The 26,468-nt window shown below is 62.9% G+C and carries 32 protein-coding genes; 5 read left to right on the top strand and 27 right to left on the bottom strand.

Annotated features, from left to right (window positions below; all coding sequences use genetic code 11):
* Positions 1-309 precede the first annotated feature (309 nt).
* Complete coding sequence (locus N5B55_RS09155; RefSeq protein WP_304537972.1) at positions 310-1,005, bottom strand: hypothetical protein; 696 nt, start codon at positions 1,003-1,005, stop codon at positions 310-312.
* A gap of 240 nt (positions 1,006-1,245) precedes the next feature.
* Here N5B55_RS09155 and N5B55_RS09150 point away from each other — a divergent pair, with 240 nt between their 5' ends.
* Positions 1,246-2,706 (top strand): HEPN domain-containing protein, encoded by a 1,461-nt coding sequence (locus N5B55_RS09150; protein WP_304537971.1) that lies wholly within the window; start codon positions 1,246-1,248, stop codon positions 2,704-2,706.
* 84 nt (positions 2,707-2,790) lie between these two features.
* On the opposite strand, the gene N5B55_RS09145 is transcribed toward N5B55_RS09150, so the two are convergent.
* The 13 genes from N5B55_RS09145 to N5B55_RS09085 all read right to left on the bottom strand — a co-directional run bounded on the left by N5B55_RS09145 (position 2,791) and on the right by N5B55_RS09085 (position 14,035).
* Complete coding sequence (locus tag N5B55_RS09145) at positions 2,791-3,924, bottom strand: phage late control D family protein (protein WP_304537970.1); 1,134 nt, start codon at positions 3,922-3,924, stop codon at positions 2,791-2,793.
* Positions 3,921-4,343 carry a phage tail protein gene (locus N5B55_RS09140; RefSeq protein WP_304537969.1) on the bottom strand — a complete coding sequence of 141 codons (423 nt, stop codon included), beginning with the start codon at positions 4,341-4,343 and terminating at the stop codon, positions 3,921-3,923. Before N5B55_RS09140 ends, N5B55_RS09145 begins: the two co-directional genes overlap by 4 nt.
* Positions 4,344-4,345: 2 nt before the next feature.
* On the bottom strand, positions 4,346-7,147 hold the full coding sequence (locus tag N5B55_RS09135) for a phage tail tape measure protein (RefSeq protein ID WP_304537968.1): 2,802 nt from the start codon (positions 7,145-7,147) through the stop codon (positions 4,346-4,348).
* Positions 7,144-7,245 carry a GpE family phage tail protein gene (locus N5B55_RS09130; RefSeq protein WP_065855593.1) on the bottom strand — a complete coding sequence of 34 codons (102 nt, stop codon included), beginning with the start codon at positions 7,243-7,245 and terminating at the stop codon, positions 7,144-7,146. The genes N5B55_RS09135 and N5B55_RS09130 overlap by 4 nt, the downstream gene beginning before the upstream one ends.
* Positions 7,242-7,568 (bottom strand): phage tail assembly protein, encoded by a 327-nt coding sequence (locus N5B55_RS09125; protein WP_154207047.1) that lies wholly within the window; start codon positions 7,566-7,568, stop codon positions 7,242-7,244. Before N5B55_RS09125 ends, N5B55_RS09130 begins: the two co-directional genes overlap by 4 nt.
* A 53-nt stretch (positions 7,569-7,621) precedes the next feature.
* Positions 7,622-8,131 (bottom strand): phage major tail tube protein, encoded by a 510-nt coding sequence (locus N5B55_RS09120; RefSeq protein WP_178960319.1) that lies wholly within the window; start codon positions 8,129-8,131, stop codon positions 7,622-7,624.
* 29 nt (positions 8,132-8,160) lie between these two features.
* A complete protein-coding gene (locus tag N5B55_RS09115) occupies positions 8,161-9,336 on the bottom strand; it encodes a phage tail sheath protein (RefSeq protein ID WP_304537967.1) in 1,176 nt (391 codons plus the stop codon).
* A 119-nt stretch (positions 9,337-9,455) separates the two neighbouring features.
* Positions 9,456-10,058: a tail fiber assembly protein gene (locus N5B55_RS09110; protein WP_304537966.1), complete on the bottom strand. Its 603-nt coding sequence runs from the start codon at positions 10,056-10,058 to the stop codon at positions 9,456-9,458.
* A 17-nt stretch (positions 10,059-10,075) separates the two neighbouring features.
* Entirely contained in the window at positions 10,076-11,626 is a 1,551-nt protein-coding gene (locus tag N5B55_RS09105) for a phage tail protein (RefSeq protein ID WP_304537965.1), read from the bottom strand.
* A 1-nt stretch (position 11,627) separates the two neighbouring features.
* Entirely contained in the window at positions 11,628-12,182 is a 555-nt protein-coding gene (locus N5B55_RS09100; RefSeq protein WP_304537964.1) for a phage tail protein I, read from the bottom strand.
* Positions 12,163-13,068 (bottom strand): baseplate J/gp47 family protein, encoded by a 906-nt coding sequence (locus tag N5B55_RS09095; protein WP_304537963.1) that lies wholly within the window; start codon positions 13,066-13,068, stop codon positions 12,163-12,165. The genes N5B55_RS09100 and N5B55_RS09095 overlap by 20 nt, the downstream gene beginning before the upstream one ends.
* Positions 13,069-13,070: 2 nt before the next feature.
* Positions 13,071-13,421 carry a GPW/gp25 family protein gene (locus tag N5B55_RS09090; protein WP_304537962.1) on the bottom strand — a complete coding sequence of 117 codons (351 nt, stop codon included), beginning with the start codon at positions 13,419-13,421 and terminating at the stop codon, positions 13,071-13,073.
* The gene (locus N5B55_RS09085) at positions 13,418-14,035 is read right to left on the bottom strand and encodes a phage baseplate assembly protein V (protein ID WP_304537961.1); all 618 of its coding nucleotides are present in this window, start codon (positions 14,033-14,035) and stop codon (positions 13,418-13,420) included. Before N5B55_RS09085 ends, N5B55_RS09090 begins: the two co-directional genes overlap by 4 nt.
* A 269-nt stretch (positions 14,036-14,304) precedes the next feature.
* Between N5B55_RS09085 and N5B55_RS09080 the strand changes: the two genes are divergently transcribed.
* The gene (locus N5B55_RS09080) at positions 14,305-14,640 is read left to right on the top strand and encodes a hypothetical protein (protein WP_304537960.1); all 336 of its coding nucleotides are present in this window, start codon (positions 14,305-14,307) and stop codon (positions 14,638-14,640) included.
* Positions 14,641-14,647: 7 nt separating this feature from the next.
* On the opposite strand, the gene N5B55_RS09075 is transcribed toward N5B55_RS09080, so the two are convergent.
* From N5B55_RS09075 to N5B55_RS09025, 11 genes are all read right to left on the bottom strand, one after another.
* Positions 14,648-15,094: a phage virion morphogenesis protein gene (locus N5B55_RS09075; protein WP_304537959.1), complete on the bottom strand. Its 447-nt coding sequence runs from the start codon at positions 15,092-15,094 to the stop codon at positions 14,648-14,650.
* Positions 15,091-15,525 (bottom strand): phage tail protein, encoded by a 435-nt coding sequence (locus N5B55_RS09070; RefSeq protein ID WP_304537958.1) that lies wholly within the window; start codon positions 15,523-15,525, stop codon positions 15,091-15,093. Before N5B55_RS09070 ends, N5B55_RS09075 begins: the two co-directional genes overlap by 4 nt.
* Positions 15,522-16,022, bottom strand: coding sequence for a hypothetical protein (locus N5B55_RS09065; protein WP_304537957.1), 501 nt, complete (start codon positions 16,020-16,022; stop codon positions 15,522-15,524). The genes N5B55_RS09070 and N5B55_RS09065 overlap by 4 nt, the downstream gene beginning before the upstream one ends.
* Positions 16,019-16,825, bottom strand: coding sequence for an N-acetylmuramidase family protein (locus N5B55_RS09060; protein WP_304537956.1), 807 nt, complete (start codon positions 16,823-16,825; stop codon positions 16,019-16,021). Before N5B55_RS09060 ends, N5B55_RS09065 begins: the two co-directional genes overlap by 4 nt.
* The gene (locus tag N5B55_RS09055) at positions 16,822-17,133 is read right to left on the bottom strand and encodes a phage holin family protein (RefSeq protein ID WP_304537955.1); all 312 of its coding nucleotides are present in this window, start codon (positions 17,131-17,133) and stop codon (positions 16,822-16,824) included. The genes N5B55_RS09060 and N5B55_RS09055 overlap by 4 nt, the downstream gene beginning before the upstream one ends.
* On the bottom strand, positions 17,130-17,525 hold the full coding sequence (locus N5B55_RS09050; RefSeq protein WP_304537954.1) for a phage holin family protein: 396 nt from the start codon (positions 17,523-17,525) through the stop codon (positions 17,130-17,132). Before N5B55_RS09050 ends, N5B55_RS09055 begins: the two co-directional genes overlap by 4 nt.
* A gap of 15 nt (positions 17,526-17,540) precedes the next feature.
* Entirely contained in the window at positions 17,541-17,744 is a 204-nt protein-coding gene (locus N5B55_RS09045) for a tail protein X (protein ID WP_027681354.1), read from the bottom strand.
* Positions 17,744-18,223: a head completion/stabilization protein gene (locus N5B55_RS09040; protein ID WP_304537953.1), complete on the bottom strand. Its 480-nt coding sequence runs from the start codon at positions 18,221-18,223 to the stop codon at positions 17,744-17,746. Before N5B55_RS09040 ends, N5B55_RS09045 begins: the two co-directional genes overlap by 1 nt.
* 96 nt (positions 18,224-18,319) lie before the next feature.
* Positions 18,320-19,030 (bottom strand): terminase endonuclease subunit, encoded by a 711-nt coding sequence (locus N5B55_RS09035; RefSeq protein ID WP_304537952.1) that lies wholly within the window; start codon positions 19,028-19,030, stop codon positions 18,320-18,322.
* Positions 19,027-20,064 (bottom strand): phage major capsid protein, P2 family, encoded by a 1,038-nt coding sequence (locus N5B55_RS09030; protein ID WP_304537951.1) that lies wholly within the window; start codon positions 20,062-20,064, stop codon positions 19,027-19,029. Before N5B55_RS09030 ends, N5B55_RS09035 begins: the two co-directional genes overlap by 4 nt.
* Before the next feature lie 42 nt (positions 20,065-20,106).
* Complete coding sequence (locus N5B55_RS09025; protein ID WP_304539778.1) at positions 20,107-20,937, bottom strand: GPO family capsid scaffolding protein; 831 nt, start codon at positions 20,935-20,937, stop codon at positions 20,107-20,109.
* 159 nt (positions 20,938-21,096) lie between these two features.
* On the opposite strand from N5B55_RS09025, the gene N5B55_RS09020 reads away from it, so the two are divergent.
* The 3 genes from N5B55_RS09020 (at position 21,097) to N5B55_RS09010 (ending at position 24,823) form a co-directional block, all read left to right on the top strand.
* Positions 21,097-22,866, top strand: a complete 1,770-nt coding sequence (locus N5B55_RS09020) for a terminase ATPase subunit family protein (RefSeq protein ID WP_441295869.1) — start codon at positions 21,097-21,099, stop codon at positions 22,864-22,866.
* Positions 22,863-23,906 (top strand): phage portal protein, encoded by a 1,044-nt coding sequence (locus N5B55_RS09015; protein ID WP_304537949.1) that lies wholly within the window; start codon positions 22,863-22,865, stop codon positions 23,904-23,906. Before N5B55_RS09020 ends, N5B55_RS09015 begins: the two co-directional genes overlap by 4 nt.
* A 251-nt stretch (positions 23,907-24,157) precedes the next feature.
* On the top strand, positions 24,158-24,823 hold the full coding sequence (locus N5B55_RS09010; protein ID WP_304537948.1) for a hypothetical protein: 666 nt from the start codon (positions 24,158-24,160) through the stop codon (positions 24,821-24,823).
* Positions 24,824-24,878: 55 nt separating this feature from the next.
* Here the strand turns inward: N5B55_RS09010 and N5B55_RS09005 are convergent, their stop codons facing one another.
* On the bottom strand, positions 24,879-25,814 hold the full coding sequence (locus tag N5B55_RS09005; RefSeq protein ID WP_304537947.1) for an SOS response-associated peptidase family protein: 936 nt from the start codon (positions 25,812-25,814) through the stop codon (positions 24,879-24,881).
* 31 nt (positions 25,815-25,845) lie between these two features.
* Entirely contained in the window at positions 25,846-26,376 is a 531-nt protein-coding gene (locus tag N5B55_RS09000) for a hypothetical protein (RefSeq protein ID WP_304537946.1), read from the bottom strand.
* Positions 26,377-26,468: the final 92 nt, after the last annotated feature.

The raw sequence follows: 26,468 nt of genomic DNA, 5'->3' as shown, positions 1-26,468 counted from the left end.
GCGGGCCGCGCGAAGAGGCTACGGCGCGGTGGCGGGGCTGTGGGTCAACGAGTGTGGCAACGCGTTAGACGTTGAGCTTAGTGCGGGGGTGGGCGAAGTTGAAGGGCGGGGGAGGCGGTGTGACGATGATTTGCGATTAGAGGGCGCCGTTTGGCCGTCAACTGCCCAATACCGTTCCCGGGCGTGAGAGTGGGCGTCCTACGCGCGGACATGCTGCCCGGCGTTGCCAGGAGACGTTCGCATAGTGAGAGACGTCGACTGGCTGCCGAAGATTGTGTTTCTTGCAAGATGTCTTGAACTCTTCACACGTCATCTGTTAGAGAGTTTGACGTTGCGCAGCATGCCGGTAGGCCCCTCCCGCTGCCAGATAGCGTACATAGCAAGCAGAGTCCGCTGCTTGCCGTTCCACGCAATGTAGCCACCACCGTAGCGGCTGAAATCTAAGCCCCGCCTCGCGTGGTACTTACTGCAGACGCTTGAAATACTAGGCTTCTCTGGCATTTCTTCAAAGCATGGATGCAGATCGCCTTTTACGCTTTCGGAGCAGAGATAGTCGAGACTGTCCGGGAAGATGAGCGACGCACCATGAAGGGCAGCGAACAAGGCATCGCCGAATGTCGCGATCTCTTCTGTTTTACCCAGGTTTTCGAAGGAATCGATTCCAACGATAGATAGAATCGGAATGTGCACCAGATCCGGAAATTCGGCGCTCTCCACATGGGGAGGTAGGTTCTCCCGTGACTTCGCACTCCCTATAAAAGTGTTGGGTGTGTGGATGACTTCGTCTGAAAAGGGCGCTGGGCCCCATTTCGAATGGACCTCCCCGCATTCGACTTGTCGCAGGTGATCAATGGCTGCGTGCGGGTCCGGGTAATTTTCAAGAAACGGAGCATGAAAACCGGGCATCTCATGCAACTGCCGGCTGTTTCTGCCCCCATGAAGCGTTGGCTCGGACGCTCCCGATGAGAACACTGAGAGAAGCCGCTTTAACGGTTGATTTTTCATTAATCTAGTGTGCCATGAAAACTCGGCTTGGCCTTGTGGGTGAGATCATTTGGGGAAGTCACTGGCCGCCGGGATGCGCGCCAAATGGACAACGCATCGAATGACTCGAAACTGATGCTCAGCGGCGGCTGCTATTGGCCGACAGCCTGCCATTTTTTGTGAGAATTAGCAAACAAGGCAGCCCGAAGTGGGTACGCAAAAAGCGTCCGTCAATCTTCCGGGCGGCATTTGGGGATATGGATGAGTCAAAAAATACTCGAAGAGCGGGGGGTGTTCTGGTGGCACGATACTCCGGTGCCGCCAAATCATTTTGCCCCGGACAGTTGCGTCGTCGGCACACTCACCATTGAAGAGCATGGCGCCGCTTACCTCGAATTGGATGGCTATTTCGCAACGAGCGAAGCTGGTCCCATGTCTGTCCTTTCTGCGAGGGGAGAGGAGTATCCCTGGGAGAAGGGTATTCAAGGAAAGCTCAAGGCGAGTGGCCGGAACGTTTTGCTACTCGGTCTGCGGTCGCATGGCGGGAGATTCAGCTCCAACGGTATCTCCCACGAGGGCTTTGCAGCCTCACATTGCCTGGTAACCGATCGGTCGTTTCCACGTGCAGATCGTGCGCTCAAATTCAGCACGCTTGACGTCGAACTGACTGGCCTTGAAGAGTGGTTGCGCCTTGGTAATATCGAAGTTAAGCGGTATAGGCATCGGATTTCCGCCAAACACCAGCTGCCAAAGGCGGACGTCTACCAGTTGGACGACGGTACCTTAACGATGCGCTACGACATCATGGGGCCCATACCTGGAAGGTTTGTGCATCGGATGGACAAACTCGAACTGACGGAGAGCGTCAGCCTTCAGTTCAAGCCCAATCGTGCTCGCGCTCTCCTAGAGATGCGAGACGAGTATGCGCGGCTGCAGGAGCTGTTCATCTTGCTTACCGGCACAGCGTTTTCGCTGGAGTGGCCTCGACTGAAGATTGGGAAGACAAGGTACATCTACTATTACGAAGGGTTGGATAGGTCGACCACACCGCCGAGTTGGACTGATTGTTGGGTAACTTACCCGCAGGTGAAGAGCAACTTTGGTTCCATCGTCAATACGCTGCGCCGAAAACGGGAGCAATTCGGGCCTGGTTTTTATCTCTACATGGGTATCCGACGCGGCATGAAGATGTATGTCGAGCACCGCTTCGTAAACTTGATATGGGGACTTGAATCTTTGCACCGTCGCAAGAGCAAAGGCAAGGTAAAGGAGTCCAAGTTGGATGCGAAGATCCAGCGGATTCTTGACCAAGTTAGCGAAGGCAAAGACAAAGAGTGGCTTGCTGGCAGGTTGCGGCATGCTGGCGAACCATCATTGCAGGAGCGCTTGGTCGACGTGCTTTCAGTGTTGCCCCTTGGCCTCGAACGTAAGCGGCTGCACGCATTTTGCAAGTCTTGCGCGGATCGCCGGAACGACATATCGCATTTTGGAGGCCAGCGGGAGGATGGCGAGTACGGGGAATTCACGGTCGATCTCGTCCGAAAGTCAGAGGCGCTAGCGTGTCTCTATCACGCGTTGCTGTTGCACGAGATCGGTGTGGACGCAGCCTTCATTAAGGCAAACGTGTTGGACGGAGCGCCAAATGCATATCGCTCAAAGTTTTCCCTCGTGCAGGCAGGGTTGCTGCAACCGCCAGCCTCCGGCGGGCACCAAGGTGGTTAGAGGCCGGGGTATGTGAGTAGGTAGGAGGCCGCTCGCCTCAATGGTTTTCGAGGCCATGCGTACTGATGAGGTCGGGGTGAGCTTCTAACCTTTCGCAAGCACTGTGCCACCCGTACCAACTTCTTCCAGCCGCGTTGGCACAATCTCCAGCTCCAGCGCGGTGGTGAAGCCACTGTCGCTCAAGCTGTGAACGACACGACCAACCGACCACCCCGTCCCATCAATCTGCGGCTTCCACCCGCTCACCTTGGCATGCAGCGAGGGAAACAGCTCCGCCCGCCCACGCGCCAGCGTGATATTGAACGTCGCCACGCCGCGCTGAATCTTCTGCCACTCGGCCCGCGCAGCGCGCTCTGCGTTGGACCGTGACGCGTACGTGTGCCGCAGCACCTTCACGTTGTCGGGGTTCGGGTTGGCCTGCACCGTCTCCTGCTTCTTCTGTTTCCCCTTGCCGGTCCGCTTCTCTTTCGTAGCGACGGCGTTGGAAGCATCGATGACAACCTCGCCGCGCACGCCGGCGCGCGTGTCCTGGTAGTGCGCTTTCACACCGTTGTAGTTCTCCCGATCGGCAACGCTGAACGTGTGCGTATCACCCGTTGCGCGGGTGATGTTGACGGTGGGCAGCGGCAGGCCGGACCCGCTGGTCGGCTCGCCGGCGGGGATGAAAAGCAGCGTGCCGTTCTTGACGGTGGCGATGGCGTCGAACTCTTTCGCCAGGCGCGAGAGGAAGTTGGCATCTGACTCGCCGGTCTGGTCGACGTGGGCGATGACCTGGCCGGCCAGCTTCTTGCCCACCAGCCAAGTGAACTTGTTGCGCAGGGCGATGGCCTGGACGACTTCAGCCACGGTCTTGCCGGCGTAGGAGTCTTCGCGTCTGGTGGTGAGGCCGCCGTCCATGTCGGCGCTGCGGGCGCGGATGATAAGCCGATCCGGCGGGCCGGTGTGCTCCAGCTCGTCGACCTTGTAGGTGCCTTTGTCGACCAGGCCGGCGCCTTCCCAGCCGAGCGAGAGCGACAGGCGTACCCCTTTCTCGGGCAGGTCGAGCTTGCCGTCGCTGTCGTCCAGCTCGATGTCAAGTTGGTCTGCCTCGAAGCCGCTGTTGTCGGTCAGCGTCAGCTCGATGAGCCGGCCCTGGAAGCGGCCGGTGATGTCTTTGTCGCCCACCTTGATGCGGTAGGCCGGGCGCGGTGACAGGTCAGCAGCGGTGTTGTCGCTCATTGCAGCAGCCCCGTGGCGACGCTGGCCACCTTGGAGAGCAGGCCGTCATCCACGCGGGTCAACTTGAGGGTGAAGTCGCATGCGCGGGCGGCGCCGTCCTGGAAGAAGTAGGTACGGGTGGTATCCAGGTTGTTGATGACGTACTGGCCGTAGTAGTGGCCGGTGCCCTCGATGAGGGTGTAGGCGTCGCCGCTGTCGGCCATCTGCTCCAGGGCGGCGAGGGACCATTCGCCGCCGGTCAGCTCGGGGAACAGCTTGCCGGATAGGGTGATGGTTTCCTCGTCCGGCCCGATGAACTGGTGCGACGGCCGGCGGCCGACGCGGTTGTTGCCCGGGTGGCGCCAGCCGACCTGGCGTTGGAATTCGGAGTAGGGCGCCGTGTCCAGGCTGAACACGAACAGGCCCAGGGCCATCATCATGGTCAGTCCCTGTCTGCAAGGCGCGAGCGCTGGCGGGCGGCTCGCTGGTTTTCGATCTGGCGCAGCTCGTCGCGCACCAGGCGAGCGATGGCCTGCGGGTCTGCGCCGGCGGGCGGGTGGATGTGGATGGTGATTTGAGCGGCAGCCGCTGCCGGCGCGGCGGCCACCGCGCTGGTGGTGAGCGCGGGGCGGGTGTCAAAAGAAATGGGTGCGGCCACCGCTGCCGTGCTGCCAATGGCGATGCCGGCGCCGATGCCGGTGAGCTTGGTAGCCAGGGTCTGCACAGCCTTCAGCGGTGCGTCCTGGCCGTCTTCCAGGCCTTGGGTCAGGCCGGCCATAGTGAAGCCGCCCAGCGTGGCAAAAACGCGGCTGGGGCTGTGGATGCCGAGCTTTTCCTTGAACCACGTTGCCACCCCGTCGGCCAACTCGCCCACCTTCTGTTTGAGCGCGGCCCAGCGCTCGGACATGCCAGATAGCAAGCCGTCGACTATGGCGCGGCCGGCGTCGAGCAGCTTGTCTTTAGTGGACGTGAACCAGTCGGCAATGCCGCTGGCCTTTTCTTTAATCCAGTCCCACGCGCGGCCGAAGGCGTCTTTGATGCCTTGCCAGAGGGCGGCGAGCTTTGGGCCGATGGTTTCCCAGTTCTGCCAGATGTACAGGGCGCCGGCGGCGATGATGGCGATGACCGCCAGGAGCGGGTTGGCGAGTGCCAGGCGGCCGATCCAGAGCAGGACCTTGCCAACGCCGCCAAAAACCCTCATCACCAGGTTGAACCCCCGCGCAAGACCGCCTATGCGCGTGCCGAGTATCTGAAAAGCGTAACGGGCAATGACGAGAGGCCCGTGCATGGCTGCCATGGAGAGCGTGAGGCCACCCGCAGCTAGCAGCAGGATGCCCGCCGCCGCTGCGGCCTTCAGAAGCCCCGACACCAGGTCAGGATTGTTCTTTGCGAACGTGTCAAAGCGCTGCAGCAGGCGATCAGCGCTGTCGATCAATTCCATGATGGTGGTGCGCAGCCCGCCGCCGCTTTCACTGCTCGTATTGAAGATGCGGTTCTGCAGGCGCTGCCAATGCGCAGAGATGGTGTCTTGCCGGGCAGAGAACTCGCGCGACATGGAGCCTTGCGCCTGGCTACCGTTGGCCAGCCCGATCTGGCGCTGCAGCTCGTCGGGCTTGTCGACCAGTTTGGCCAGGGTGTCGGAGTGCTCCAGGCCAACCAGCTCCACCATGACACCGATACGCTTTTCTTCTGGCAGGCGTTTTACGGCTTCAATTACACGAAACAGTGTGCCGGTGGCATCGGTTGCCATGCCGCGCTGGACCTGTGCGGAACTCAGGCCGATCTCTTCGAGCGCCGACCGAAACTTGTTTGTGCCTTTGTCGGCAGCGGCGAATTTCTGGACGATGGCGTTAATGGCAGTGCCCGCAGTCTCCGCGCGCTCGCCCAGCGTGAGCAGCGTAGAGCCGAGAGCGGCAGCATCCCGCGCAGACATGGCAACGGTGGAAACCACGCCAGACGTGCGGTTGAGCACGTCGATGATGTCGTTGCCCTTGCTGATGGCGTTGTCGTCCAGGTAGTTGATGGAATCCGCCAGCCCCATGATGGCGTTGGTGGGGATTCGGAAGTTCTTGGCGACCTTGCCCATGCTTTCGGCGATCTCGTCGGGCACCGCATCAAACGCCGTGGCCATCATGGCGACGGTGCGGGTGTAGTCGATCAGCTCCTGACGCGGGACTTCCATGCGCGCGCCGGCGGTGACCATTTCGGCGATCTGCGTTACAGGTATCGGCAGTTCTGCGCCCAGCTGCTTGATCTGTCGGGCCATGTCGTAATAGACAGGGGTGAGCTTGCCGCCCGCATCGCGCGCGCCGTCTACCTGCCGAGCGATGCCCAGCATGGCGTTCTCAAACGCGACGTAATCCTTCACGGTTTTGGCGACCGGCGCGAGCGTAACGGTGCCGGCTCCCATGAGTGAAACGCCCGTGCCAAGCATGGCGTTGCGTGATGCCATGCCCTTTTGGTACTGCGCTTGTACGGCTGCCATGTGGCGCTCTTTTTCGGCAAGGCGGGTGAGCGCTGCCTCTTTCTCGCGCAGTGCCTGCTTGGTGGCGTCAATCCGGGTTTTCAGCTCGGCTTCGTGGCGGCTGAATTCCTTGGTTCGGATACCTGCCTCAAGCAGCTCGCTTCGCATCTGGCGGAACGTGGTCAGCTTGTTCCTGTGGGCCTGCGTCAGCTTGTCGGCTGCGCTTTGGGCGTCCTTGTATTGCCGGCTGAGTTTTCTGACCTGCTCTGTGTTGACAGGCGTCTGTGCGGCCAGAGCCTTCTGTTCTGCTTTGAGCCGATTGATCTGCCGGAGCGTGCGGGCTGTCTCTTCCTGGAGCTTCAGGAAAGCGTCGCGCTCGGCGTCGACATAGGCGGTCTTTCCCGCCAGCCGCGAGCGTTTGTTCATGGCGATGGTGGCCTTGTCCAACTGCGCTTCCACAGCCCGCAGGCTCTTGATCTGATCGTCGATGGCCTTCTTGCGGGTGGCGCCGCCTTGGACGGCATCGAGCTGCTTGCACAGTGCTTCCGCCTTTGCAGTGGCATTGCGCATTTCAATGCCGCTGTCCTTGATACCGCTCTTGAGCTCGCGGAAGCTATCTAGGCGCTTTTGCTCTCGGTTGAGCGCCGTGAGCTGGTCCCGCCCCTGCTTCACAGCGCGGGCGAGGTCCTTGTTGGCATCGAGCAGCCTCTGGACTGGCCGCGTGGCCTTGTCCACGGCCTGCAGCACAACCTCCAGGCGCAGCCGGCGGGCGTCGCTCATTCGCGCGCCTCGCTGCGCTCACGGGCGCGCTCGCGCCACTCCATCAGCTCGGTAATGCTCATCGCGTACAGCTCCTCCAGGCGGAAGCCAAAAATCACTGCAACGTCTGCGGCGGCGTTTTCGACTCGGTCAGGAAGGCTTCTTCCCGGTCCTGCTTCGAGAGCAAAAAACCTGTCACTTCGGTGGCGATCTTGACCAGGTCGGCCAGGTCGAGCTTGCTCACGTCTGCGGTGGTGAGCGTGGGCGCGGTGATGCGCGGCAGCACGGTATGCAGGGCGGTTACGTCCATGCGCATGAGGTCCATGAGGCTGACGCCGCGCAGCTCGCCGCTGCCAGGCTTGCGCAGGGTCAGTACGCTGATGACCTGATCGCCGCGCTTGATGGGGGTGTCGAGGGTGATGTTGGTGGTGAGTTGTTCCATGGTGTTGAAGGTTCAGAGGGTGGAGAGTGCCGCGTTGTGTGGCAGGTGCGGGATCACAGGCCGATGGCCTTGCGCTGCTCGGCCAGGCGGTCGACGCCGAACACGCGCTCGATGAAGTTGACGTGGTCGATTTCGATCCACTCTTCGCCGTTGACGGAGAGCTTGTAGTACGAGAGCGACGACTTGACCTTGAAGGGCTCTTTGCCGCCGGCCTTGGCGTTGCCAAAGTCAACTTCGGTGTGGCGGCCGCGCACGGTGATTTCGACGGCATCAACGCCGCCGGTGTCTTCTGCCTGGTAGGCGCCAGCGAAGCGCACCAGGGCGCCGTCCACAGTGGTGGTGCCGTACTGCTTGAGGATGTCGCGCATCAGGCCGCCGTAGGTGGTTTCCAACTCCAGCTTTTCATTGCCGAGGTCGATGTCGATCGGGCCGTTCATGCCGCCGGCGCGGTATTCCTCCAGCTTGCGGGTCAGCTTGGGCAGGGTAATTTCTTCCACCTCGCCGGCGTGCGAGATGCCGTCTGCGAAGACGTTGAAGTGTTTGAGGATGCGGGGGAGTGCCATCGTGGTTCCTTGTCAGTGTGGTGCGCCGCTCAGGCCGCCTTGACGGCGTCGGCGAACTGCATGAGGTAGCGGTCTGTGATGCGCTGGCGGAAGGTGAGGTCTTCCAGGGGCGGGACGGGCGTGTAGTCGTAGTCGATGGCCAGTTGACCGCTCTTGAGGCTTTCTTTCCCATTTGCCGCCGGGTCGAACCACGCTTCGCCGCCGAGCAGGTAGCCGTTACGCACCAGGCTGCGCAGCTTGGCGTTGACGCCGGCCAGGATGTCGCGCACCAAAGACGGGGTCATGGGCAGGTCATTGGCCCACATGTGCGCCTCGGCCATCGTGTCGGCCAGCACCTGCGCGGTGCGGGTGTAGTTCTCGAACGCGAAGAGCTTGTCGGCGCTGCAGGTGCGCGAGCCCCAGAAGCGGAAGCCGTTCTGGTGGACGAGCGTGGTGACGTCGTGCGAGTTCAGGTAGCCGGCGTCGGTGGCGGGGTTCTGCAGGTCCCAGTACACGTCGCGCGAGAGGCCCGTGACCCCATTGACTGGCACGTTGGACAGCGTCTTGTGCCACCCGACCTCGTTGTCGATCTTGGCGCGCAGGCCTACAGCGCGGGCGGTTGCCCATAGGGTGTGCTCATCGTTGGCGGCGCTGTCCCAGCCGACGAAATCCGGCCAGAGAACCATGAGTTCACGCGCGCCAAAGTTCTGCCGGTAGGCGACGACGTCTTCCTTGGTGATGCAGCCCGCAGCATTGACGTAAGAGAAGGCGCGCAGCTTTTGCGAGATGCTGGCCAGCTCTGAGGCGACGGGCAGCGAGTCGAGCCCGGGCGCGGCGAGGATGCGAGGAGTGATGCCGAAGCGGTTGCGCGCGGCGAGCAGCGCTTTCATGCCGGTGTAGCGGCCTTGGTCGTTGGTGGTGCCGATCAGGTTGCTGGTGGTCTCGCCTTCGGCCTTGGCTTCAGCCACACGCACAACGACAGTCAACGGGCTGGTCTGGTCGGCAATGGCCTGCAGCGTGCGCGCGAGCGTGCCCTTGTCGCCGGCCTTGCCGATGCCGCCTTGCACGTCAGTGAGCAGCACGGGCGTATCGAGCGGGAAGGCGTTCGCATCCGCATCGTTGGCCGTGCACACCACGCCGACGACGGCGGTTTCAATGGTGCGGATGGGGCGTGTGCCTTCGTTGATCTCGATGACACGGACGCCGTGGTGGTAGTCGGTGGGCATGCATTCCTCCGGGATGGGCCGACGTTGAATCGTCCCGGTAGGATGCGGCGCGCGCGCGAGCGTGTCGCGCGCTGGGTGTTGTGGGAGGGAGCCCTACAACAAAGGCAATGACCAGCGGGCTATGGTGCAGGGCGGGGCTGCACATCAGGCGGCACAAAAGGTTCCGGCTCCGCAGGCCATACGACGTCATCGGGAAAGGTCGGATTCTCCAGTACCTGTATCAACTGCATTTGATAGCTCGACCAGGCCTTGAAGTAGTAGACCTCTTCGTCCGTCAGCAAGCCCGCTGCGAGTGCATCGGCCTTGCCAACGTTGTGCGACCGCGCCAGCGCCATGCGTCGCTCAAACTCTGCCATTGCGGCATCGCGTTTTTCTGCCTCAATCGCGGCTGAGTCGACCACCCACCCGCTGTCACCCCACACGTGTTTGTCGGAAGGCCGAGGGGTTGTTGTCAGCCCACTCTCTTCTGGCGATACACCTGCAATGAGAATTTCGGCAGGCTCGCCGGTGTCGCGGCGATACAGCACGCGCCCGCGCCAGTCCGGCAGAAGCGTCCATGCGCCGTCACGGTAGAAGGGCCAGGTCAACGTTCTGCGCTCCGGCAATGGGTCGGAGGTAGAGAACGCCGGCATGATCCAGCGGCCGGCATGGCGGGGGTCCTCATCGGCCAGGCGGCTGGAGAGATACTGGCCGGTGAGGTTGTCGTACTGGTGAATCAACATAATGGTCTCCGGAGAATTTAGAACGCGCGGATCATGGCGAGCATTGCGACGGTGCGCACCCGCACCTCGGGGCCGCCGGCCGCATTGACTGTGATTGCGTGGGTGTGATTTCCGGGGCCGTGCATGCCGATGTTGTGGCCGTGATTGCCTGCTCCGTCGGTGTCAAACACGTGTGCGTGGTCACCTACCGGGTCGGTCGCATGGTTGTAGCCAGTTCCCGGAACCCAGGCCCCTACCGGCGAACCCGTGCCCGCGAACGTGGTTGCATGTGTGATGCCGTGTGCGTGAGACCCAGCCCCGGCGGTCGCGCCATGGTGGCCGTGCCAGCCTTGTACGTCCGTCCAAGCGGGGTGTACGTGGTCACCAGCTGCGCCAGACGAAGCGGTGTGATCATGGCTTCGGTTCTGACTGTCTTGCCAGGAGCCTATGGTGCGGCCCAGATCAACACCTCGACCATCGTCCCAGCAGCGGATATGTTCGCCGCGCAACTCTGGAATGCGGAACGTTGTTGCACCGTCGCCCGAAGAGAAGCAACCGAAACTGCCCGCGTTCCACTGGGCCTCGGTAACCAGCGCACCGCTTGCCTTGGCGTAGGCCCACAGGGCTGGATAGTCGGCGCGCATGAGCAGAGCGCCGTTCAGCTTGAGGCATCCAGCGCGGGCAGATACACGTGGCTCGAAAATGATCTGGCCCACGGTGGCCCTTGAAACCACCGACAGAACCCACTCCGTGGTTGCCACTCTGGTGGAGTTGTCGCCAGCAGGTGGAGTCGCAGCAGTGGCAATGCCAGCGACCTGCAGAAGCGCCGAGTCGTCGTCATCGCTTTGGCTCTTTCCGATCAGCACGCGGCCACCCGAAGGCGCCAACAGGATTGCCCTCTTGTTTGCGGCATTGGCCTTGTCGTAGGCCTCGATGGACAAGCCGTCGACATGGGCGGTGGTGAGAGTTGCGCCTGAGCGCCCCGAGAGGGCCAACTCGCCATCGACTTCCAGCTCGGGTGCTCGAATCGGGCCGGAGAACGTTGCACCGGACAAGGCCGCGTAACGCGCCGCAGCCGTCTTGGCCGTCATCACACGGACTGGGTCCGATCCCGCATCCACTTCGGCCTGCGTCGCCAGTTCAACAACCCCCTGCCGTTCTGTTGATGCGGGCGGGTTGGTAAAGGTGGCGTCGCCGAACGACAGGGCGGTGACGTCCAGCTGCTTGAACACCATGTCGACCGCCATCAGGAGGATGGCCACGGGCGATTTTTCCATGATGGGCGTGGGCTGGCAGTAGGTGCCCAAGAGGACGCCGTTGTCCAGGTACAGACCGAAGCCGTAGGTCGTGTACTGGTCGGCGCTGTCGTCTTGAATTGTGGCGTGGACCGTGTCTGCGGCGATGGTCTCGCCAGCGATGGTAGTGAGCCGCTTGTGCTCGTTTGGCAGCGCCTGCAGGCCTGTGTCGAACGCGAACGGCGCGGTGGCGATGCCGGCCTGGACGATCTTGCGGGCAGCGGCGCCGGTGTGGTCTGCGTTGACCAGGGCGGCGCGGCCGGCGCTAGTGATGTTGATGGTGGTTCCAGCCATGTCAAACGTCCGAAAGTGAAAGGCGGATGAAGAGCGCGGGGCGGATGGCGGCAGCGATGCCGATGCCGCCGGCCTGGTTGAAGCCTTGGGTGAAGGTGTAGTGCGCGCGTACGGGCTTGGTGCGGTCGATCTCGGCAACGATGTCGCCGATGAATTCCGCGGTCGGCGGGTTGCCGTCGCGCCCGCTGACGGTCATGACCAGGTCGAAGGTGCCCGGCGGTCCCGGGGGATCCTTCTGCCACCACTCACGCAGGGCGATGTTGGCGCCGAAGGATGCGACCACGGCGCGCACGGCGGCTGCGGTGCCCTTCTTACGCGCGATGGGGATGGCGGCCTTCACGCGGGCGCGCTTGATCTGCTCGGGCCAGTAGTCCTTCCACGTGTCGATGCCGAGATGCCACGCGAGCCAGGGCAGCAGGTGAGCGGGGATCGCGTCCGGGTCGATCAGGGTGCGCAGCGGGACAGGCAGATCGCTGATGGCGCTGTTGGTATCCGCCAGCCGGCGCTCCAGCTCGGTGGCATTGGGCGGCAGCAGGTTAGCCACGGATGCCCCCATGCTTGATGTCGGCCGCCGTGCAATACGGCGCCTGTGTGGCATCGGCGGTGATGTTGGCGGTGGGCGACCGCAGCTCGACGCGCTCCACGCCTTCCACGTGCAACGCGGCATAGACGCCGGAGATGGTCACTTCCCGGCCGAGGCGATGGCAGGCCTCGACGTAGGCGGCCAGGCGTTTGAGCGCGAGCTGCAGCACGACGCCCGAATCGGGGCCGGGGAAGGTGTAGATGGTGGCGTCGACCTGGTAGCGCAGGATCCCGGCGCCGCGCACGGTGACCAAGTCGGTGAGCGGGCGCACGTCGTCTGCGCGCAGGCTGGCGGCCACACGGTCGAGGAGGTCCGGTGGCGCGCTGCCGTCGCCTTCGCGCGAAAGCACGGTGACAAGCACTTCGCACGGGCGCGGACTGGTGGCGGAGGCGTCGAGCACGCGGCCATCTGAGTTGAGCGCGTGCGAGCGGTAGGCGCCTTCCGGCCCTGCCACGGAGAGCGACTGCGGCGCGAGCTGGACGCGCATGCGCAGGTCGGCGTCGTCTTCCATGACGGCCGGGGTGCCTGTGTCTGGGTCGGCCGGCTTGACGACCAGGCGCTGCAGTTGGAAGAGGGCGGCGATGTGTTCCAGGTCGTTGCCCTTGGCGTAGGCCAGCATCACCGCCTGCGCTGCCTCGTTGATGCGCTGACGCAGTACGAGCTCGCGGTAGGCGTTTTCCTGCAGGGCCTTGGTCAAGGGCTCGGATTCGAGTTGCAGCACGGCCGCAATGGCTTCTCGCTGTTCGGGCGGGTGCAGCTCGATGAGCCGCGCCTTGCGCTGGGCAAACAGCCTCTCGAAATCCAGGCTTTCCACCACGTCGGGCGGTGGCAGTTGCGACAGGTCAATCAGACTGGCCATGCTCACACGCTCCGCAGAGGCACGCTCAACGTGCCAAGCGCTTCGCCGCGCGGGCCGTCGACGCGGTCTGCCTCGATGTCGAGCGCGGCGCTGCCATCAGCGCCGACCGAGAAGCGAACGGAGGCGATGCGGATGCGCGGCTCCCAGCGGACGAGGGCCGAGACCGATGCCGACATGAGGCGCAGGCGGGTGGCCGGGTTCGCGGGCTGGTCGATCAGCTCAGGGATCAGCGAGCCGTAATCGCGGCGCATCAGGCGCGAGCCGATGGGCGTTGTGAGGATGTCGCGCACGGATTGGAGGATGTGGGCCACGTCGCTGACGGCGCGACCGGTGGTGCTGTTCATGCCGCTCATTTCGGGCCGTCCGTGTCGCTGCCGCCGTGCTGGACGCCGCCGTGCCTGTGCGTGTCGAGCACGACGCCGTTCGACGACAGCTTGCCGTCTTGGTGCGTCAGGTCGCCGGTGATGACGTTGCCGTTGTTGCCGCCCTGGCCGGCAATGCCGTTCATGAAGGACAGCAGGCCTTTGACCGTGACCGAGCCGTCGAAGGTGGTGTCGGGGCACTTCACCAGCACGCTGGTGGCGGCTTCCAGGAAGACGGTTTTGACGCCCTGGACGGTCAGCAGGCCTGCGGCGTGGTCGTACTTGGTGAGGGCGCCGTCCGGGTACAGCGTCACCGTCTCGTTGGGCGAATGGCTCGGCACGTCATTGGCGTCCGATGGGATGGCGCACAGGATGATGCCGTTGGATGGGTCGCCGCTGGGGCAGAGCAGCACGACCTGTTCGCCCTTGGTGGGCGGGTTCCAGGTGCGCGTGCCGCCGGCGCGGCGTTCGCACCACGGGCGCCAGGTGGTGGTGATGCCGCCGGTGCGCACGCGTACGGCAGGCGGGTTGCCGTGGCGCACTTCGGCCACGGTGCCGATGCGGATCAGGTTTTCGATGAGGCGGGCGAGTTCTGCGAGGTCCATGCCTGCAGAGTGCCGTGCGCGCGCGTGGGGGTCACGGCATCGATGTTGTGGCTTCGCGTTGTACAACAAGAGCGTGACGATCAAGGGTCTCGTCAGACTGCCGTTTAAAGATGGAGCAATCTCAACCTGAGCAACAAATCTTTTGAACCGCTATGCAAATTAAGACCAGCAAGAGCTCGAAGCCGAAACGTACCCGGTTGCGAAAACCACGGGGTACGTCAAAGGTTTCCCGAGCGGATAACCCCCACCAGCCCAAGCCTCCGACCCCGATGCAACGGTTCCTGGCCGTACCCGCCGCAGATTTCAAGTTCCTAAGTGACCACCTGAAAAACTACTTCACTGTCGGTGGTCTCTGCATTCTCGCCGGGTACTTGATAAAAAAGGGGGCGAACTACGACAAGATGGTTCCCTGGTTGGGATTCACGCTTGGCGCGGCGATCCTGGCAGGAGCGTTGCTATACGGCGTGATGAATTCAATCCAGATGGGCGGGGTGTTAATGAAGGCGAGGAAAGGGCGCCTATGGGTCATCGCTTACAGCTCGGCGATCGTGCTGATGAGCTTCGTTCTAGGCGCTGTCATCGCTCAAGGACTCGAAAGAGTCTGATCGCGATTCATGTCGTCAGGTGAAGCAACACTAAGTCGGTGATTTGCTCGACGTCCTGTTCTTCGATGCCGAGCAGAGCGCGCGCGGGGTACTGTGCTTTCAAACCGTTCTTGTTCACGCGATCGCGTAGGCCAAAGTGATGCACCGACGCAATACGCCGCACTTTGCCGGCGAACGAAATGACGGCTGCGTGTGGACTCGCCTCGATGCGCATGTACTTCGCCATCCGCAGCCGCGTGAACATCGAACGCCGGATGCCGCCGCGCTTGTGCCGCAACTGCGGCTTGCGCGGCTCGTAGGCGGTGCCATCCGGGTTGCGCTGCGCGGCGATGCGGGCCGACTGCCGGCGGCGCAGCTCCACCGCAATGGCGCGGGCCAGAGCCCGGCGCTGCGGTGCTTCCAATTTCCCCAGCAGGCCGACCAGGTAGGCGTCCAGCTCGTGCAGGTTGCTCACGCAGCCCTCCACGTGGCGGGGTCATCGTCTTCGTTGATCGGCTCCGGGTGGTGCTCCACCTGGTAACCCTTGCCGTCCACCTTTACTGTCACGCGCTCGGTCAGCTTCAGCTTGATGGAGATATCGACGGTGGTGTGGTTCAGGATTTCGGCCTCGAACTTGAAGGCGTCTTCCCGCCTGTCGGGGTTGGTGAAGGCGTCGGGCTGATTGGTGCGCAGCCAGGCCAGGACGGGCACGACGACGGTGTCGGAGCTGTCCGGGTAGTCGGTCACGATCAGGGTAAGCGTGTACCGGTATTCGAAGCCGAGCGACCGCGCGCCGGTGGCGACCACGTTCCCCTCATCGACAAAGACATGCAACGCATCAGGGTACGCGGCCAGATAGGGCACGGCGGCGGTTAAGGCCTCGCGCAGGCTGTTGGCTTTCATCATGGCGCGGTGGGCTCCCCAATGATGGTCACGCCCTGATCGCGTAGCGTCTGCTGCAGGCTGCTCAGTCGCGCGGCGTCGACGTGGCAGACGGTGTAGTTGGCTGCGACGGTGCCGGCGACGGTAGAGAGCGCAACGCCCGAGGGGGCCGCATCAGCATTTCCGGTATCTGGATTTGGCACGGTGCCGGCGGCTGCTGCGTCGTGCAGGCGCACAAAGCCGCGAGGGACAACGCAGGCAGCGTCAGCTTGAGCGGGGACATAGCGAGGGACTTCCTTGATGATGGTGTCGCCTTTGACGCGGATGACGCGCTCGCGGTCGACGTATTGCGTGACGGTCACGGTGGCGCGCTGCGCGTTGTCGAGCTGCTTGCGCAGGCTGGCGGCGGTGGTCTCTGCCTGGTCGGCGCGCTGGACTGCGGCGTGGTAGCGGGCGGTGGCCCACCAGGCGAGGCTGGCGACGCTGGCCAGCAGCGCGACGATGACGGCAGCGCGCTTCATGCCGCGACCTCGTCTTCGGCCTGGTAGCGGTCAAAGGCGCGGGCGAGCTTGACGTCGTACAGGTTGGCTTTGTACGCAGGGCCGTTGTAGAGCTGGGCGAAGGTGGCCCACTTGCCGGCGCGCAGCGCCTTCAGCATCGTGGGGTCGGCCTTCACAAAGCGCACAAACGCATCGAGCTGTGCGGCTTCGCTGGTGCGCATGGCGGCCACGAAGTGCTGCACGCTCGGATAGTCGAGCAGCTTCCAGTGAAAGCCCATGACCTGGAAGGCGCCCCAGCTTGCCGACGCGAGGGCGCAGTCTTCATCGATCTGGACGGCACGCGCGAGGCGCATGTGCTCGCCGGCGTTGCCGACGTAGCCGCCGCGCTTGGGGTTGACCAGGTTGGGGAACTGGCGTGCGAGGGCGTCGGCATCTTTGCCGGCGCGTTGGAGCTGGCGGTGCATGATGTGCCGCTCGAACAGGATGACCGGCCGGCCGTCGGACAGGAAGCCCCTGCCGAGGCTTTCCACTTCATTGACGGCGCGGATGGCAGCCAAGGGCACGTTGAGCGCTTCGGCAGCCGTCTGCAGGTCTGCGGCGGTCAGGTGTCGGACGTTGCGCGCACCGGACTGCAGGGCGGCCAGGGTCTTGGGGCCAGCAATGCCGTCGACGACCAGGCCGAAACGGATCTGTGCCGCGCGCACGGCAGCCGTGGTGTCCGCGCAGTACACGCACGAATCGGGGGCATTGAAGCCGTTGGCGATGAGCAGGCGCTGCAGCTCCAGCACTGCGGCGCCGACCATGCCTTCACGCAGGACGGTCATGCTGACCTCCGCAGAAGACGAACAAACCAGCACTGCCGCGCGCCGCCCATGCGGAACAGCTCGACCACGTTGCCGCGCACGGCGTAGACGGCGACACACAGCACGGCGGTGATGCCGTTCTGTGCGGCGAGCGCCCAGTCATACCGGCCGAAGAGCACGCCGATGGTGACGGCGCCTGCCAGCACGACCAGGCCGTACGCCAGGCGGGATGCCCACGGTCGGTGCGTGGCGCCGCTGCGCTTGAACAGCAGCAGCCGCAGCGCGATGAGCGCGCACAACGCGGCCTGCACGATGAAGAGCGTTTTCATGGTTGTTTGCCCCCCTTGTCTGCACCGCCCTTGAGCGCGGTGAACAGGCGGTCGCTGTTGTCTGCCAGGCGGATGAGCGCCAGGAGCAGCTTGACCACGACGGTGGAGGCGACCAGGGCGCCCACGGCGTGGCTGACTTCGGTGTTGGTGGGCAGGGCCTTGGCGATGAGCGCGGCGGCCAGTGGCGCGGACAGCAGGCCGGCGACGATGGACGCGGCCAGGAAGCCGAGCTTTTTGATGGTGCCCAGCTCGCCGCTGTTGAGCACGAACACGGCGGCGCCAGCGAAGGCGCCCAGCACGGTGCCGGGGTCGACGCCTGGCAGCAGGGACAGCGCGCCCACGCCCGTGACGGCGAGGGTGGCGGTCGAGCCGGTGGAGATGGGTTCAGCCATTGGGTTCCTTGGAGGTCAGTCCCAGAGCTGGACCATTTGCATGGCCGGCTGCGGGGAGATGTCGGGCATGACCAGCTCGGTACCGTGCGGCAGCACGGGGCCAAGGTCGGCAATGCCCGGGTTGGCGGCCAGGACGGCTTCTGTGACGCCTGCGGTGCGGCCGTAGACGCGGTGGCAGATGGCGTCGACGGTGTCGCCCTGAATGGCCCGTACGCGCATCAGATGAGCTCGACGGTGGTGCGGGCGACGCCCTGGATGTCGTTGATGGCCCAGCGGGCGTCGCGGCGCAGGTCTTCAACGCCGAGGTTTTCGGCTTCGGACTTGCGGTCGCCGGCGGCGGTGGCGTCGATGGTGCGGTAGCGCTCGATGAGCCAGGCGGCGGCCAGGCAGTGGACGGCGCGCTCGTACCGGTGGAGGTGCGCGCTGCGGCCGTCGATCTTGGGCGCCGGCACGTCGGCCAGCGTGTTGCGACCAAACGAGACCTGCGCCACCTTCCAGGCCTGCAGCTCGTCATTGACGGAAATGACGGCCTCGACCAACGCGGCGCGCATGCGCTGCTGCGTGACGGTGCCGTCCAGGCGCATGGCGGCGTAGGCCTGGTCGACGCTGATATCGGGGAAGAAGCCGTCGTTGCCGATCGGCTCCCCGCCGGGTTGTGCCTGCGCGGGCACGGATGCGGCTGCGATGAAGGAAGACATAGATTCAGTAGGCTGGGAGGCGGTGGACGGGGCGAGGCTTCGCGGCACGCCGGAAGACTGCCCCGTGCCGCCTGATGCGCGGGGTCACGCTCGGTGTCAGCTCTTCCCGTCGCCGGGCTTGGCTGCGTTCTTGATGTCGCGCTCGATGCGCTCGATGTCTTTTTTCACGCCGGATTTGTCGTGCAGCTCCAGCGCGCGGCGCAGGTGCGCGAGGGCTTCTTCGCGGCAGGCGTTGGCGGTGTCCCGGTCGTGCCCGGTCGCCATCTCTGCAATGACGTAGCCGAGCGCCTTATGCAGCTTGGCGCGGACTTCATCGGGCATGTCCTGGTCGCGCACGAGGGCTTCCACTTCCACCAGAGCTTCAACGTCGGCCGATTTGATGGCGGCCGGGTCTTTGAGGACCATGTTTGCGAACTCTTCTGCGATCAGGCAGGCGGTGGTGCGCTGGTACTGGTCTGGCATCGCCAGCTTGTGGCGAATGGCGTAGCCGGCCAGGGGCAGGGCGCCGGCGAAGTCGCCCACGTCGATGCGCCAGACCAGCACGGTCATGAAGATGTCGTCTTGCGTGCCGTTGTCGGCCTGCAGCACGCCTTCCACCCACGCCGCGTACTCGGGGAGCATGCGGCGCTTGGTTTCGGCCTTGCGCTCGACGGACTGCACCTGTTTGAGCTGGCGCTTGTGCTCGGCGAGCTGCGCGAGCATCAGCTCGTAGCCGGTGGCGTGGCGCAGCGGATTGGCTTCTTGCTGGGCCTGCGCCGCGAGGGCGGCGGAGACCCGCAGGAAGTGGTTGCGGGCGGGGCTGCTCACTTTTCCTCCACCTTGGTTTTTTCTTCCACCACCATGATGTTCTCCGCCATCGCCAGGCAGCCGAGGTCTTCGACCACATAGGCGTCGTTGCTCGACTCATAGTTTTCAATGCGGTCGCGCTTGGCGTTGTCGACGATGGTGCGACGGCGGCTGCCTTCCTGGTAGTAGATGGACAGGTTGTCCAGGCGCGTGACCAGCAGGCCGTTGGGCGGGAAGTAGGGCACCCGAACGGCAGGTAGGTTGCCGATACGCTTTTGGCTGATGATCATGTCGGCCGCCATCATGTCGGTCGGCCGATGGTTGGTATTGACGATGGGGAAGTACTTGTCCGCCAGCAGTTGCCGGCCGCACACGACGACCAGCTCGGGATCTTCGGCGTACCACGGCTCAATGAGCTGGCCGACCAGGTCAAACACCAGCGCGTCGAGGTTTTCGTATCCGGCGCCGCTGCCGCCGACCACGATCTTGTCGGTGTGCTTCTCGTCGTGCGCCATGATTCGCTGCGGGGCCTGCTCGCGGATTTGTTGCAGCCAGCCTTTGTTCACGTCTTGAAGCAACGGGTTCGCGACGATGTTGGAAGTGGCGGCGCGTTGAATGCCGTTGAAGCCGATCATCATGCGGTCCAGTGCCTGGCGCTTGATGATGGCGTCGCGGATGCGCGTCTGGAAGTCTTTGAACTTCGCCCAGACGTCCAGCTTTTGATACGTGATGTGCGTATCGGAGTTAGTCTGCTCGCAGCGGTAGCGGCGTGCGTCCAGCGTCGAGATGTCGACGGTCTGGCGGTCCCGCTTGGTCGTGTCCGTCGTGCTGGCGACCGGGCCAGAGACGCCCAAGCCGACCTTTTCTCCCTCCAACTCGCCAACGCCGTAGACGTTCACTTTGGACAGGAACTGGCTGGATTCCTGGATCTTCGTTTCCAAGCGCTGCTGCACCGTCGGGTCGACTGAAAACTTCGTGTCGACGCGATCAACGCCGTTCAGTTTTGCAACTTCGGCTGCATAGGCTTCGTAGAGGCGGCGGGTATCGTTACGCATGTGGTGCTCCGGGTGTTGTCGGGGTGTGCGGCTTTCGCGGTATCAGCAGTCGGTCTTGATGTCGGCGGTGCCATCGCCGCCGGTGGCAGGCGGGCGCGCGGTGAAGGCCGGTGTGTTTTCCAGCCCGTGTTTGAGCGAGTTGAAGGCCTTGTCGCGCTCGTCGGCCTGTGCCGTGAGCTGCGCCACTTGGTCGTTGATCGTCTTGAGGCCTGCGGTGAACTGGTCGCCCAGCGATTGCACCTGCGTGGCGATGATCTGCACGGCGTCCTGCACGTCGGAGAAGCGGGCGTCGTTGCCGGTCTCGGCTTTGGCTTGGCGCGAGAACAGGCGCTTGATGCTGTCGGCCAGGCCTGCGGTGGCGCTGGCCTGCTCGGGCGTGAAGTCGAAGTCGACTTCCACGGCTTCAGTGAAGAGGTTGTCGGGGTCTTGCTTGCGCGCGGCCAGCGGGTTGACCTTGGCGGTGGCGCTGAACTGCAGGACTTCACAGCCGAGGCTTGCGGGGTTGTCCGTCACAGCCAGGCCGACCAGGTAGGCCTCTTTGGTGTCGGCGAAGCTCGGCTGCACCTCCATCGACGAAAAAATCTTTTGGCGTGCCTTGGTGAGTGCGATCAGCTCATCGGTGGGATCGAGCTGCGCGTACAGGCCCATCTTGCCGTCTTGCTCTTCCGCCTTGAGTGCAACGACATCGCCGTAGGCCTTGAAGGGGCCGGCCGCCGAGTAGCCGCGGATGTGCTCCATGTTGATGCGCGCGGTGTACGTCTTCGGATCGTAGTTCTTCGCCATCTGCACGAGCGTGTTGCGATCAATGACGCGGCCGTCGCTGGTGGCGCCTTCAGTGGCGATGCGGAAGAACTTGTTGGCCTTGGTGCCCATGTTGTCCTCGGTGGTCTGTGGTTCGTTGGTGCTGTCATCTTCAGCGCCGTGCATCGCGCGGGCAACGCGTTGGTGTTGTGCGAACCGGCGCTACAACAGGCAGCGCGTGGCACGCGCGCGCGCGGCCGGTAGCGTTGCGGCATGACTACGTTGCCGCCTATCGCTTCTCTCTCAATCGACCCGGAAATGGACCCGCGCCGCGTGGCGCGTTCGCTCTACTGGCAGGGCTACCGCGTTGCGCGCATCGCGGAAATGCTCAAGGTGAAGCCGGTGACGGTGCATAGCTGGAAGCGCCGCGACGGGTGGGCGGACACGACGCCGGATGAGCGCGTGGCGCTGACGATTGAAGAGCGCTTGATGCGCCTGGTGGCGAAGGAGCAGAAAGAAGGGCGCGACTTCAAAGAGATCGACCTGCTGAACCGGCAGCTCAACAACATCGCGCGGCGCGAGCGTTACCGCGATGGCGGCAACGAGACGGACCTCAACCCCAAGGTGGCAAACCGCAATGCGGGGCCGCGCAAGAAGCCGGAGCGCAACGCGGTCAGCCCGGAGGAGCAGGAGCAGTTGCTGGATGCGTTCCGCGATTCGCTGTTCGGGTATCAGCAGGTGTGGCATCGCGCGGGCGAGGCGGAGCGCATTCGCAACATCTTGAAGTCGCGCCAGATTGGGGCGACCTGGTATTTCGCGCGCGAGGCGTTTATTGATGCGCTGACGACGGGACGCAATCAGATCTTCCTGTCGGCCAGCAAGGCACAGGCGCACGTGTTCAAGCAGTACATGACGCAGTTTGCGAAGGACGCTGCCGGCGTGGAGCTGAAGGGCGATCCCATCGTGCTGCCGAACGGTGCGACGCTGTACTTCCTGGGCACGAACGCGCGCACCGCGCAGAGCTATCACGGCAACCTGTATTTCGATGAGTACTTCTGGGTGCCGCGCTTCCAGGAGCTACGCAAGGTTGCCTCTGGTATGGCGATCCACAAGCACTGGCGACAGACGTATTTCTCGACGCCTTCCAGCCTGGCGCATGAGGCGTATCCGTTCTGGTCGGGCGCGCTGTTCAACAGGGGGAAGGCGAAGGACCGGCAGGTCAAGATTGACGTGAGTCACGCGGCGCTGCGCGACGGCCTACGCTGCGCAGATGGGCAGTGGCGGCAGATCGTGTCGGTGGAGGACGCGCTGCGTGGTGGCTGCAATCTGTTCGACCTGGACCAGTTGCGGCTGGAGTACAGCGAGCCCGAGTACGCCAACCTGCTGATGTGTCAGTTTGTGGATGACACGGCGTCGGTCTTCCCGCTGTCGATGCTGTCTCGCGGGATGGTCGATAGCTGGGAGGAGTGGGCGGACTTTCGGCCGTTTGCACCGCGTCCGTTTGGTACGCGGGAGGTGTGGTTGGGCTATGACCCTAACGGGGGTGGGCCAACGGGCGACAGTGCGGCCATTGTGGTGGTAGCGCCGCCGACGGTGCCTGATGGCAAGTTCCGCGTGCTGGAGAAACACCAGTTCAAGGGCATCGATTTTGAGGAGCAGGCGCGCGCCATTCTGCGAATGTGCGAACGCTACACCGTGGCCTTCATCGGGATCGACCGCACAGGGGTCGGGGATGCCGTGTACCAGCTCGTAACGAGGTGCAGGCCTGACGCGCACGGGTTCTCGTATTCCGTCGATGTGAAGACGAACCTGGTGCTGAAGGCGTACGACGTCATCAGCAAAGGCCGGCTGGAGTTCGACGCCGGTTGGACGGACTTCGCCGCGTCGTTTATGTCCATCAAGAAAACCGTTACCGCCTCCGGCGCGCGCGTTACCTATCAGGCAGGGCGCTCGGAGGACACCAGCCACGCCGATCTGGCGTGGGCCTGCATGCATGCGCTTTCGTACGAACCACTCGAAGGCGCGACCTCGACCAATACCAGCTTTATGGAGTTCTTATGAGCCGCAAGAAGAATCGGCGCGCCGCTGGCACAGCGACGCCCGCTGCGCACCCCAACGACCAGGCGGCGCGCCCGGAGGTCTTCTCGTTTGGTGACCCGATGGAGGTGCTCGACCGGCGCGAGCTGCTCGACTATCTGGAGTGCATGCGCATGGGGAAGTGGTTTGAGCCGCCGCTGCCGTGGGATGGCCTGGCGAAGTCGTTCCGGGCCGCTGCGCATCACAGTTCGGCGATCTATGTGAAGCGCAACATCCTGGTCAGCACGTTTATTCCGCATCGGTTGTTCCCGCGCGCCGCCTTCGAGCGCTTTGTGCTTGACTGGCAGGTGTTTGGCAATGCGTATTTGGAAAACCGCTTGAGCTGGGCGGGCTCCAGTATGGGATTGGTGCCTGCGATGGCGAAGTACATGCGGCGGGGTGTCGATTTGTCGACGTATTACTTCGTGCACGGTGCAGGCGAGCCGCATGAGTTCGCGCGCGGCACCGTGTTTCATTTGCAGGAGCCGGACATTAATCAGGAGGTGTATGGGTTGCCGGAATACCTGTCGTCGTTGAATGCGACCTGGTTGAACGAGTCAGCCACGCTGTTTCGTCGGAAGTATTACAAGAACGGCTCACACGCAGGCTTCATCCTGTACATGACCGACGAGGCGCAACGGATGGAGGATGTGAAGGGGCTGCGCGACGCGATCGCGTCGTCGAAGGGGCCGGGGAATTTCCGCAACGTGTTCATGTATGCGCCGAAGGGCAAGAAGGACGGGATTCAGCTTCTGCCCGTGTCAGAAGTGGCCGCGAAGGACGAGTTCTGGAACATCAAGAACGTGACGCGCGATGACCAACTCGCGTCGCACCGGGTGCCGCCGCAGCTCATGGGGATCATTCCGTCGAATACCGGGGGCTTTGGTGATGTGGAAAAGGCTGCCTTGGTGTTCGCGCGGAATGAGGTTAAGCCGCTGCAGGATCGGCTGTTGGCAATTAATGAGTGGGTGGGGGAAGAGGTGGTGCGGTTTGAGGAGTATGGGCTTGGTGCATCGTCGGTATGAAATGGGTAATGTTTGCAAAATCGCAAAACCGCGTACCCCTCCTCGAGAGGGTATTGCCCGCCTGACGTGAAGGCCTTTCAATATCAGGGATCGGTGGATTGCTCTTTCGGCCATGCCGCTCCGTGGGGTTGCTGACACGAAAGCTTTGCTTCTGAAAATATTCACGCGCAAGAAAGCTGCTCGACTGACTGTTGGGTGTAAGACCGTGTAACAGGGCAGAGTCGGGACGTTAAACTACAAGTAGGAATGACATGACATTTGAAACGACGGTTAAAGATCAAATCACCAAATACATCAGTGCGCACGTTGCCACTGAGGATTGGCATGTCTCGTACTTCGACTTCATTAGTGACGATGCGTTGGCCAAGCGACTCGGCGAAGAATTTATTTCAACGAGATATATCTACAAGCTGTTAGAAGGATTGGAGGCAGATGATTGGCTTTTGCGTGCACAAATACGAATTCAAATTCTATCGTACGCTTCAATCTATGAGGCTGTAATCCACCATATCTTATTTGAAACGCTTTCAACAGAACCGGAAGTGAAGAAACTCACCGAGTTCCCGACGAAGAAGCAAATATCGATACCGCCCGCCAGCATGCAGCTGCTTGAGAAGCATCTTGAGCACGACGGTAAGAAAATTATCCCGACGTTCGAGGCCATAGGACGAACAGACGAATCGAAGGTCCGTTTCGATAAGAAGGCGGAGTGTGCAGCTTCATTGGGACTAATAGAGCCAGCCCTGCGAGATGACCTGATTGAGTTCTATGAGGCACGCAACGCAATTCATATTCATGCGGAAATCCGCAAGTCTCTCGACTACCAAATCGATCTTTCCAAGCGCGCCTACTTGCGCATGAAGCCGTTCAAAGAACAAGTTACGGCAGGATTGGCTAATCGTGTCCCCGTCGTCTGACTCTTAGTCCGGTCCGCACGCCAAGCCTCACGAGGTCTTTCGGCCAAAGCGGATGTCACGGCGCACGCCGATGGACGTAATACGGCCGCAGCTTGTTCTCAAGAATCGCGTCTACCGCATCGAGGCTGCGCGGCTCCGGGTTCAACCACGCATCAATGTTCTCCGGCTTGATCGCAATCGGGCAGCGATCGTGCCCGGCCTCGGCAATCTCCGGCGGCGGATCGTCGGTGATGATGGCGAACGACAGCAGATCCTTTTCCCCGGGCTTGGTCGCGCGCCAGTGTGACCACACGCAGGCGACGAGCAGCGTCTGCGGCGGGTCGGGGCGGAATTCGAGCACGACGTTTTTGCCGTCTGGGCCGGTCACGTTCTCATAGAAGGCGTCGATCAGGACAAGGCCGTGCGTGTGGCCGTACTGGCCTTTCCAGAAGCCGCGTAGGTTGTCGCGGCGCGCGTTGTAGGTGCCGGGGTACTGTTCGTCGTAGAAGGCCGGTTTGCCGGCGGGGCGACACTGGTAGCGCATCGGTTTGACGACGCGCCGGCCGTTCTCCATCACCATCACGGGCGCGTACCAGCCGGGGTAGATGCGCGAGTCGCGCGGCTTGAGCTCGGTACTCTTGAGCTCTTCGAGTTTGCCCTTGGCTGCCGCGATCTTGTTGGTGGCGATGCGGACGTCTTCAGCAGCCTTCTTGGTGGCCTTGGCGGCGAGGGCCTGCTGGGCTTTCTCCAGCCGTTCCGTCTGCTTGGCCAGCTCCTGCAGCAGCGCGATCTCGTCTGCGGCCATGCGCGCGCGGATGACCTCGGCGATTTTCTTTTCTTCGTTCGTCTCGGGCGATTCGAGGAAGTGCGCGGTCATTGCCCGCGGCACGCGCATCTTCGGGTTGGCGAAGTACTCCATCACCATCCGCGTGAATTCGTCGAGCGACATGATCGCGCCGTACTCGTGTACGAACCGTCGATAGTCGGCTTCGATTTGGGCGGAGTAGCACATGGGCGGCTCCCGTGGGTGAGGTCATGATAGATCAGCGGCGCGCTTTGGCGAGTCGCTTCAGGAGAACGATCTCGGCGCTGCTCCATTCCAGGTCGGCCGAAGAAGGGTGGCTGGTAAGCGCCATCTGCAGCGCTGTGACCCGCCGGTCAAACGGTGGGTCGATATCGATGTTTTCCACCCACGCGGCGACGTAACGGGCGTAGTCAACCGTGCTGCGGAGATACCAGATCTCCCAGATCAAGCGCCTTACGTCTTGGCACTTGTTCCGCTCCCATATCGCGCGAACCTCCTCGACCTTCAGCCTGGGCGGCGGAGGCGGGGCGCTCTTGGGCGGATGGCAGTCGATGCCCTTTCCCTGCATTGGATGGCCGCTCCCCCGATCCTCCCGTGTGGCTTCCACCGGCTCCCATTTCTCCGCCCTGAAGTGTGTCGAAGCGCCGGGCGCAAAAAACTGCTCGGCCGCCTCTGCGCTCATGTGGTGCCGAGTCATTTTCCAGCGACCAGTCTTGGCGTCCAGGTAGCGGTATTTGTGGACGATGTGCGGAGGTGCGGGCGATTCCATGGCTGCAAATACTGTATGAATATACAGTATCCGAGGCACGATCCTACGAGTCAACGTAGACAATGCAGACGTGGACCGATAGGCACGTATTG

Source organism: Ralstonia pickettii (assembly GCF_030582395.1).
Classification (GTDB): domain Bacteria; phylum Pseudomonadota; class Gammaproteobacteria; order Burkholderiales; family Burkholderiaceae; genus Ralstonia; species Ralstonia pickettii_D.
Note: the sequence above shows the minus strand (reverse complement) of the source record. Positions and strands in the feature narration are given on the sequence as shown.

What these genes read in the sequence shown, in the direction of transcription:
- N5B55_RS09155 (WP_304537972.1), bottom strand. Translation starts at nt 1,005, where the DNA reads ATGAAAAATCAACCGTTAAAGCGGCTTCTCTCAGTGTTCTCATCGGGA.
- N5B55_RS09150 (WP_304537971.1), top strand. Translation starts at nt 1,246, where the DNA reads ATGAGTCAAAAAATACTCGAAGAGCGGGGGGTGTTCTGGTGGCACGAT.
- N5B55_RS09145 (WP_304537970.1), bottom strand. Translation starts at nt 3,924, where the DNA reads ATGAGCGACAACACCGCTGCTGACCTGTCACCGCGCCCGGCCTACCGC.
- N5B55_RS09140 (WP_304537969.1), bottom strand. Translation starts at nt 4,343, where the DNA reads ATGATGATGGCCCTGGGCCTGTTCGTGTTCAGCCTGGACACGGCGCCC.
- N5B55_RS09135 (WP_304537968.1), bottom strand. Translation starts at nt 7,147, where the DNA reads ATGAGCGACGCCCGCCGGCTGCGCCTGGAGGTTGTGCTGCAGGCCGTG.
- N5B55_RS09125 (WP_154207047.1), bottom strand. Translation starts at nt 7,568, where the DNA reads ATGGAACAACTCACCACCAACATCACCCTCGACACCCCCATCAAGCGC.
- N5B55_RS09120 (WP_178960319.1), bottom strand. Translation starts at nt 8,131, where the DNA reads ATGGCACTCCCCCGCATCCTCAAACACTTCAACGTCTTCGCAGACGGC.
- N5B55_RS09115 (WP_304537967.1), bottom strand. Translation starts at nt 9,336, where the DNA reads ATGCCCACCGACTACCACCACGGCGTCCGTGTCATCGAGATCAACGAA.
- N5B55_RS09110 (WP_304537966.1), bottom strand. Translation starts at nt 10,058, where the DNA reads ATGTTGATTCACCAGTACGACAACCTCACCGGCCAGTATCTCTCCAGC.
- N5B55_RS09105 (WP_304537965.1), bottom strand. Translation starts at nt 11,626, where the DNA reads ATGGCTGGAACCACCATCAACATCACTAGCGCCGGCCGCGCCGCCCTG.
- N5B55_RS09100 (WP_304537964.1), bottom strand. Translation starts at nt 12,182, where the DNA reads ATGGGGGCATCCGTGGCTAACCTGCTGCCGCCCAATGCCACCGAGCTG.
- N5B55_RS09095 (WP_304537963.1), bottom strand. Translation starts at nt 13,068, where the DNA reads ATGGCCAGTCTGATTGACCTGTCGCAACTGCCACCGCCCGACGTGGTG.
- N5B55_RS09090 (WP_304537962.1), bottom strand. Translation starts at nt 13,421, where the DNA reads ATGAGCGGCATGAACAGCACCACCGGTCGCGCCGTCAGCGACGTGGCC.
- N5B55_RS09085 (WP_304537961.1), bottom strand. Translation starts at nt 14,035, where the DNA reads ATGGACCTCGCAGAACTCGCCCGCCTCATCGAAAACCTGATCCGCATC.
- N5B55_RS09080 (WP_304537960.1), top strand. Translation starts at nt 14,305, where the DNA reads ATGCAACGGTTCCTGGCCGTACCCGCCGCAGATTTCAAGTTCCTAAGT.
- N5B55_RS09070 (WP_304537958.1), bottom strand. Translation starts at nt 15,525, where the DNA reads ATGATGAAAGCCAACAGCCTGCGCGAGGCCTTAACCGCCGCCGTGCCC.
- N5B55_RS09065 (WP_304537957.1), bottom strand. Translation starts at nt 16,022, where the DNA reads ATGAAGCGCGCTGCCGTCATCGTCGCGCTGCTGGCCAGCGTCGCCAGC.
- N5B55_RS09060 (WP_304537956.1), bottom strand. Translation starts at nt 16,825, where the DNA reads ATGACCGTCCTGCGTGAAGGCATGGTCGGCGCCGCAGTGCTGGAGCTG.
- N5B55_RS09055 (WP_304537955.1), bottom strand. Translation starts at nt 17,133, where the DNA reads ATGAAAACGCTCTTCATCGTGCAGGCCGCGTTGTGCGCGCTCATCGCG.
- N5B55_RS09050 (WP_304537954.1), bottom strand. Translation starts at nt 17,525, where the DNA reads ATGGCTGAACCCATCTCCACCGGCTCGACCGCCACCCTCGCCGTCACG.
- N5B55_RS09045 (WP_027681354.1), bottom strand. Translation starts at nt 17,744, where the DNA reads ATGCGCGTACGGGCCATTCAGGGCGACACCGTCGACGCCATCTGCCAC.
- N5B55_RS09040 (WP_304537953.1), bottom strand. Translation starts at nt 18,223, where the DNA reads ATGTCTTCCTTCATCGCAGCCGCATCCGTGCCCGCGCAGGCACAACCC.
- N5B55_RS09030 (WP_304537951.1), bottom strand. Translation starts at nt 20,064, where the DNA reads ATGCGTAACGATACCCGCCGCCTCTACGAAGCCTATGCAGCCGAAGTT.
- N5B55_RS09025 (WP_304539778.1), bottom strand. Translation starts at nt 20,937, where the DNA reads ATGGGCACCAAGGCCAACAAGTTCTTCCGCATCGCCACTGAAGGCGCC.
- N5B55_RS09015 (WP_304537949.1), top strand. Translation starts at nt 22,863, where the DNA reads ATGAGCCGCAAGAAGAATCGGCGCGCCGCTGGCACAGCGACGCCCGCT.
- N5B55_RS09010 (WP_304537948.1), top strand. Translation starts at nt 24,158, where the DNA reads ATGACATTTGAAACGACGGTTAAAGATCAAATCACCAAATACATCAGT.
- N5B55_RS09005 (WP_304537947.1), bottom strand. Translation starts at nt 25,814, where the DNA reads ATGTGCTACTCCGCCCAAATCGAAGCCGACTATCGACGGTTCGTACAC.
- N5B55_RS09000 (WP_304537946.1), bottom strand. Translation starts at nt 26,376, where the DNA reads ATGGAATCGCCCGCACCTCCGCACATCGTCCACAAATACCGCTACCTG.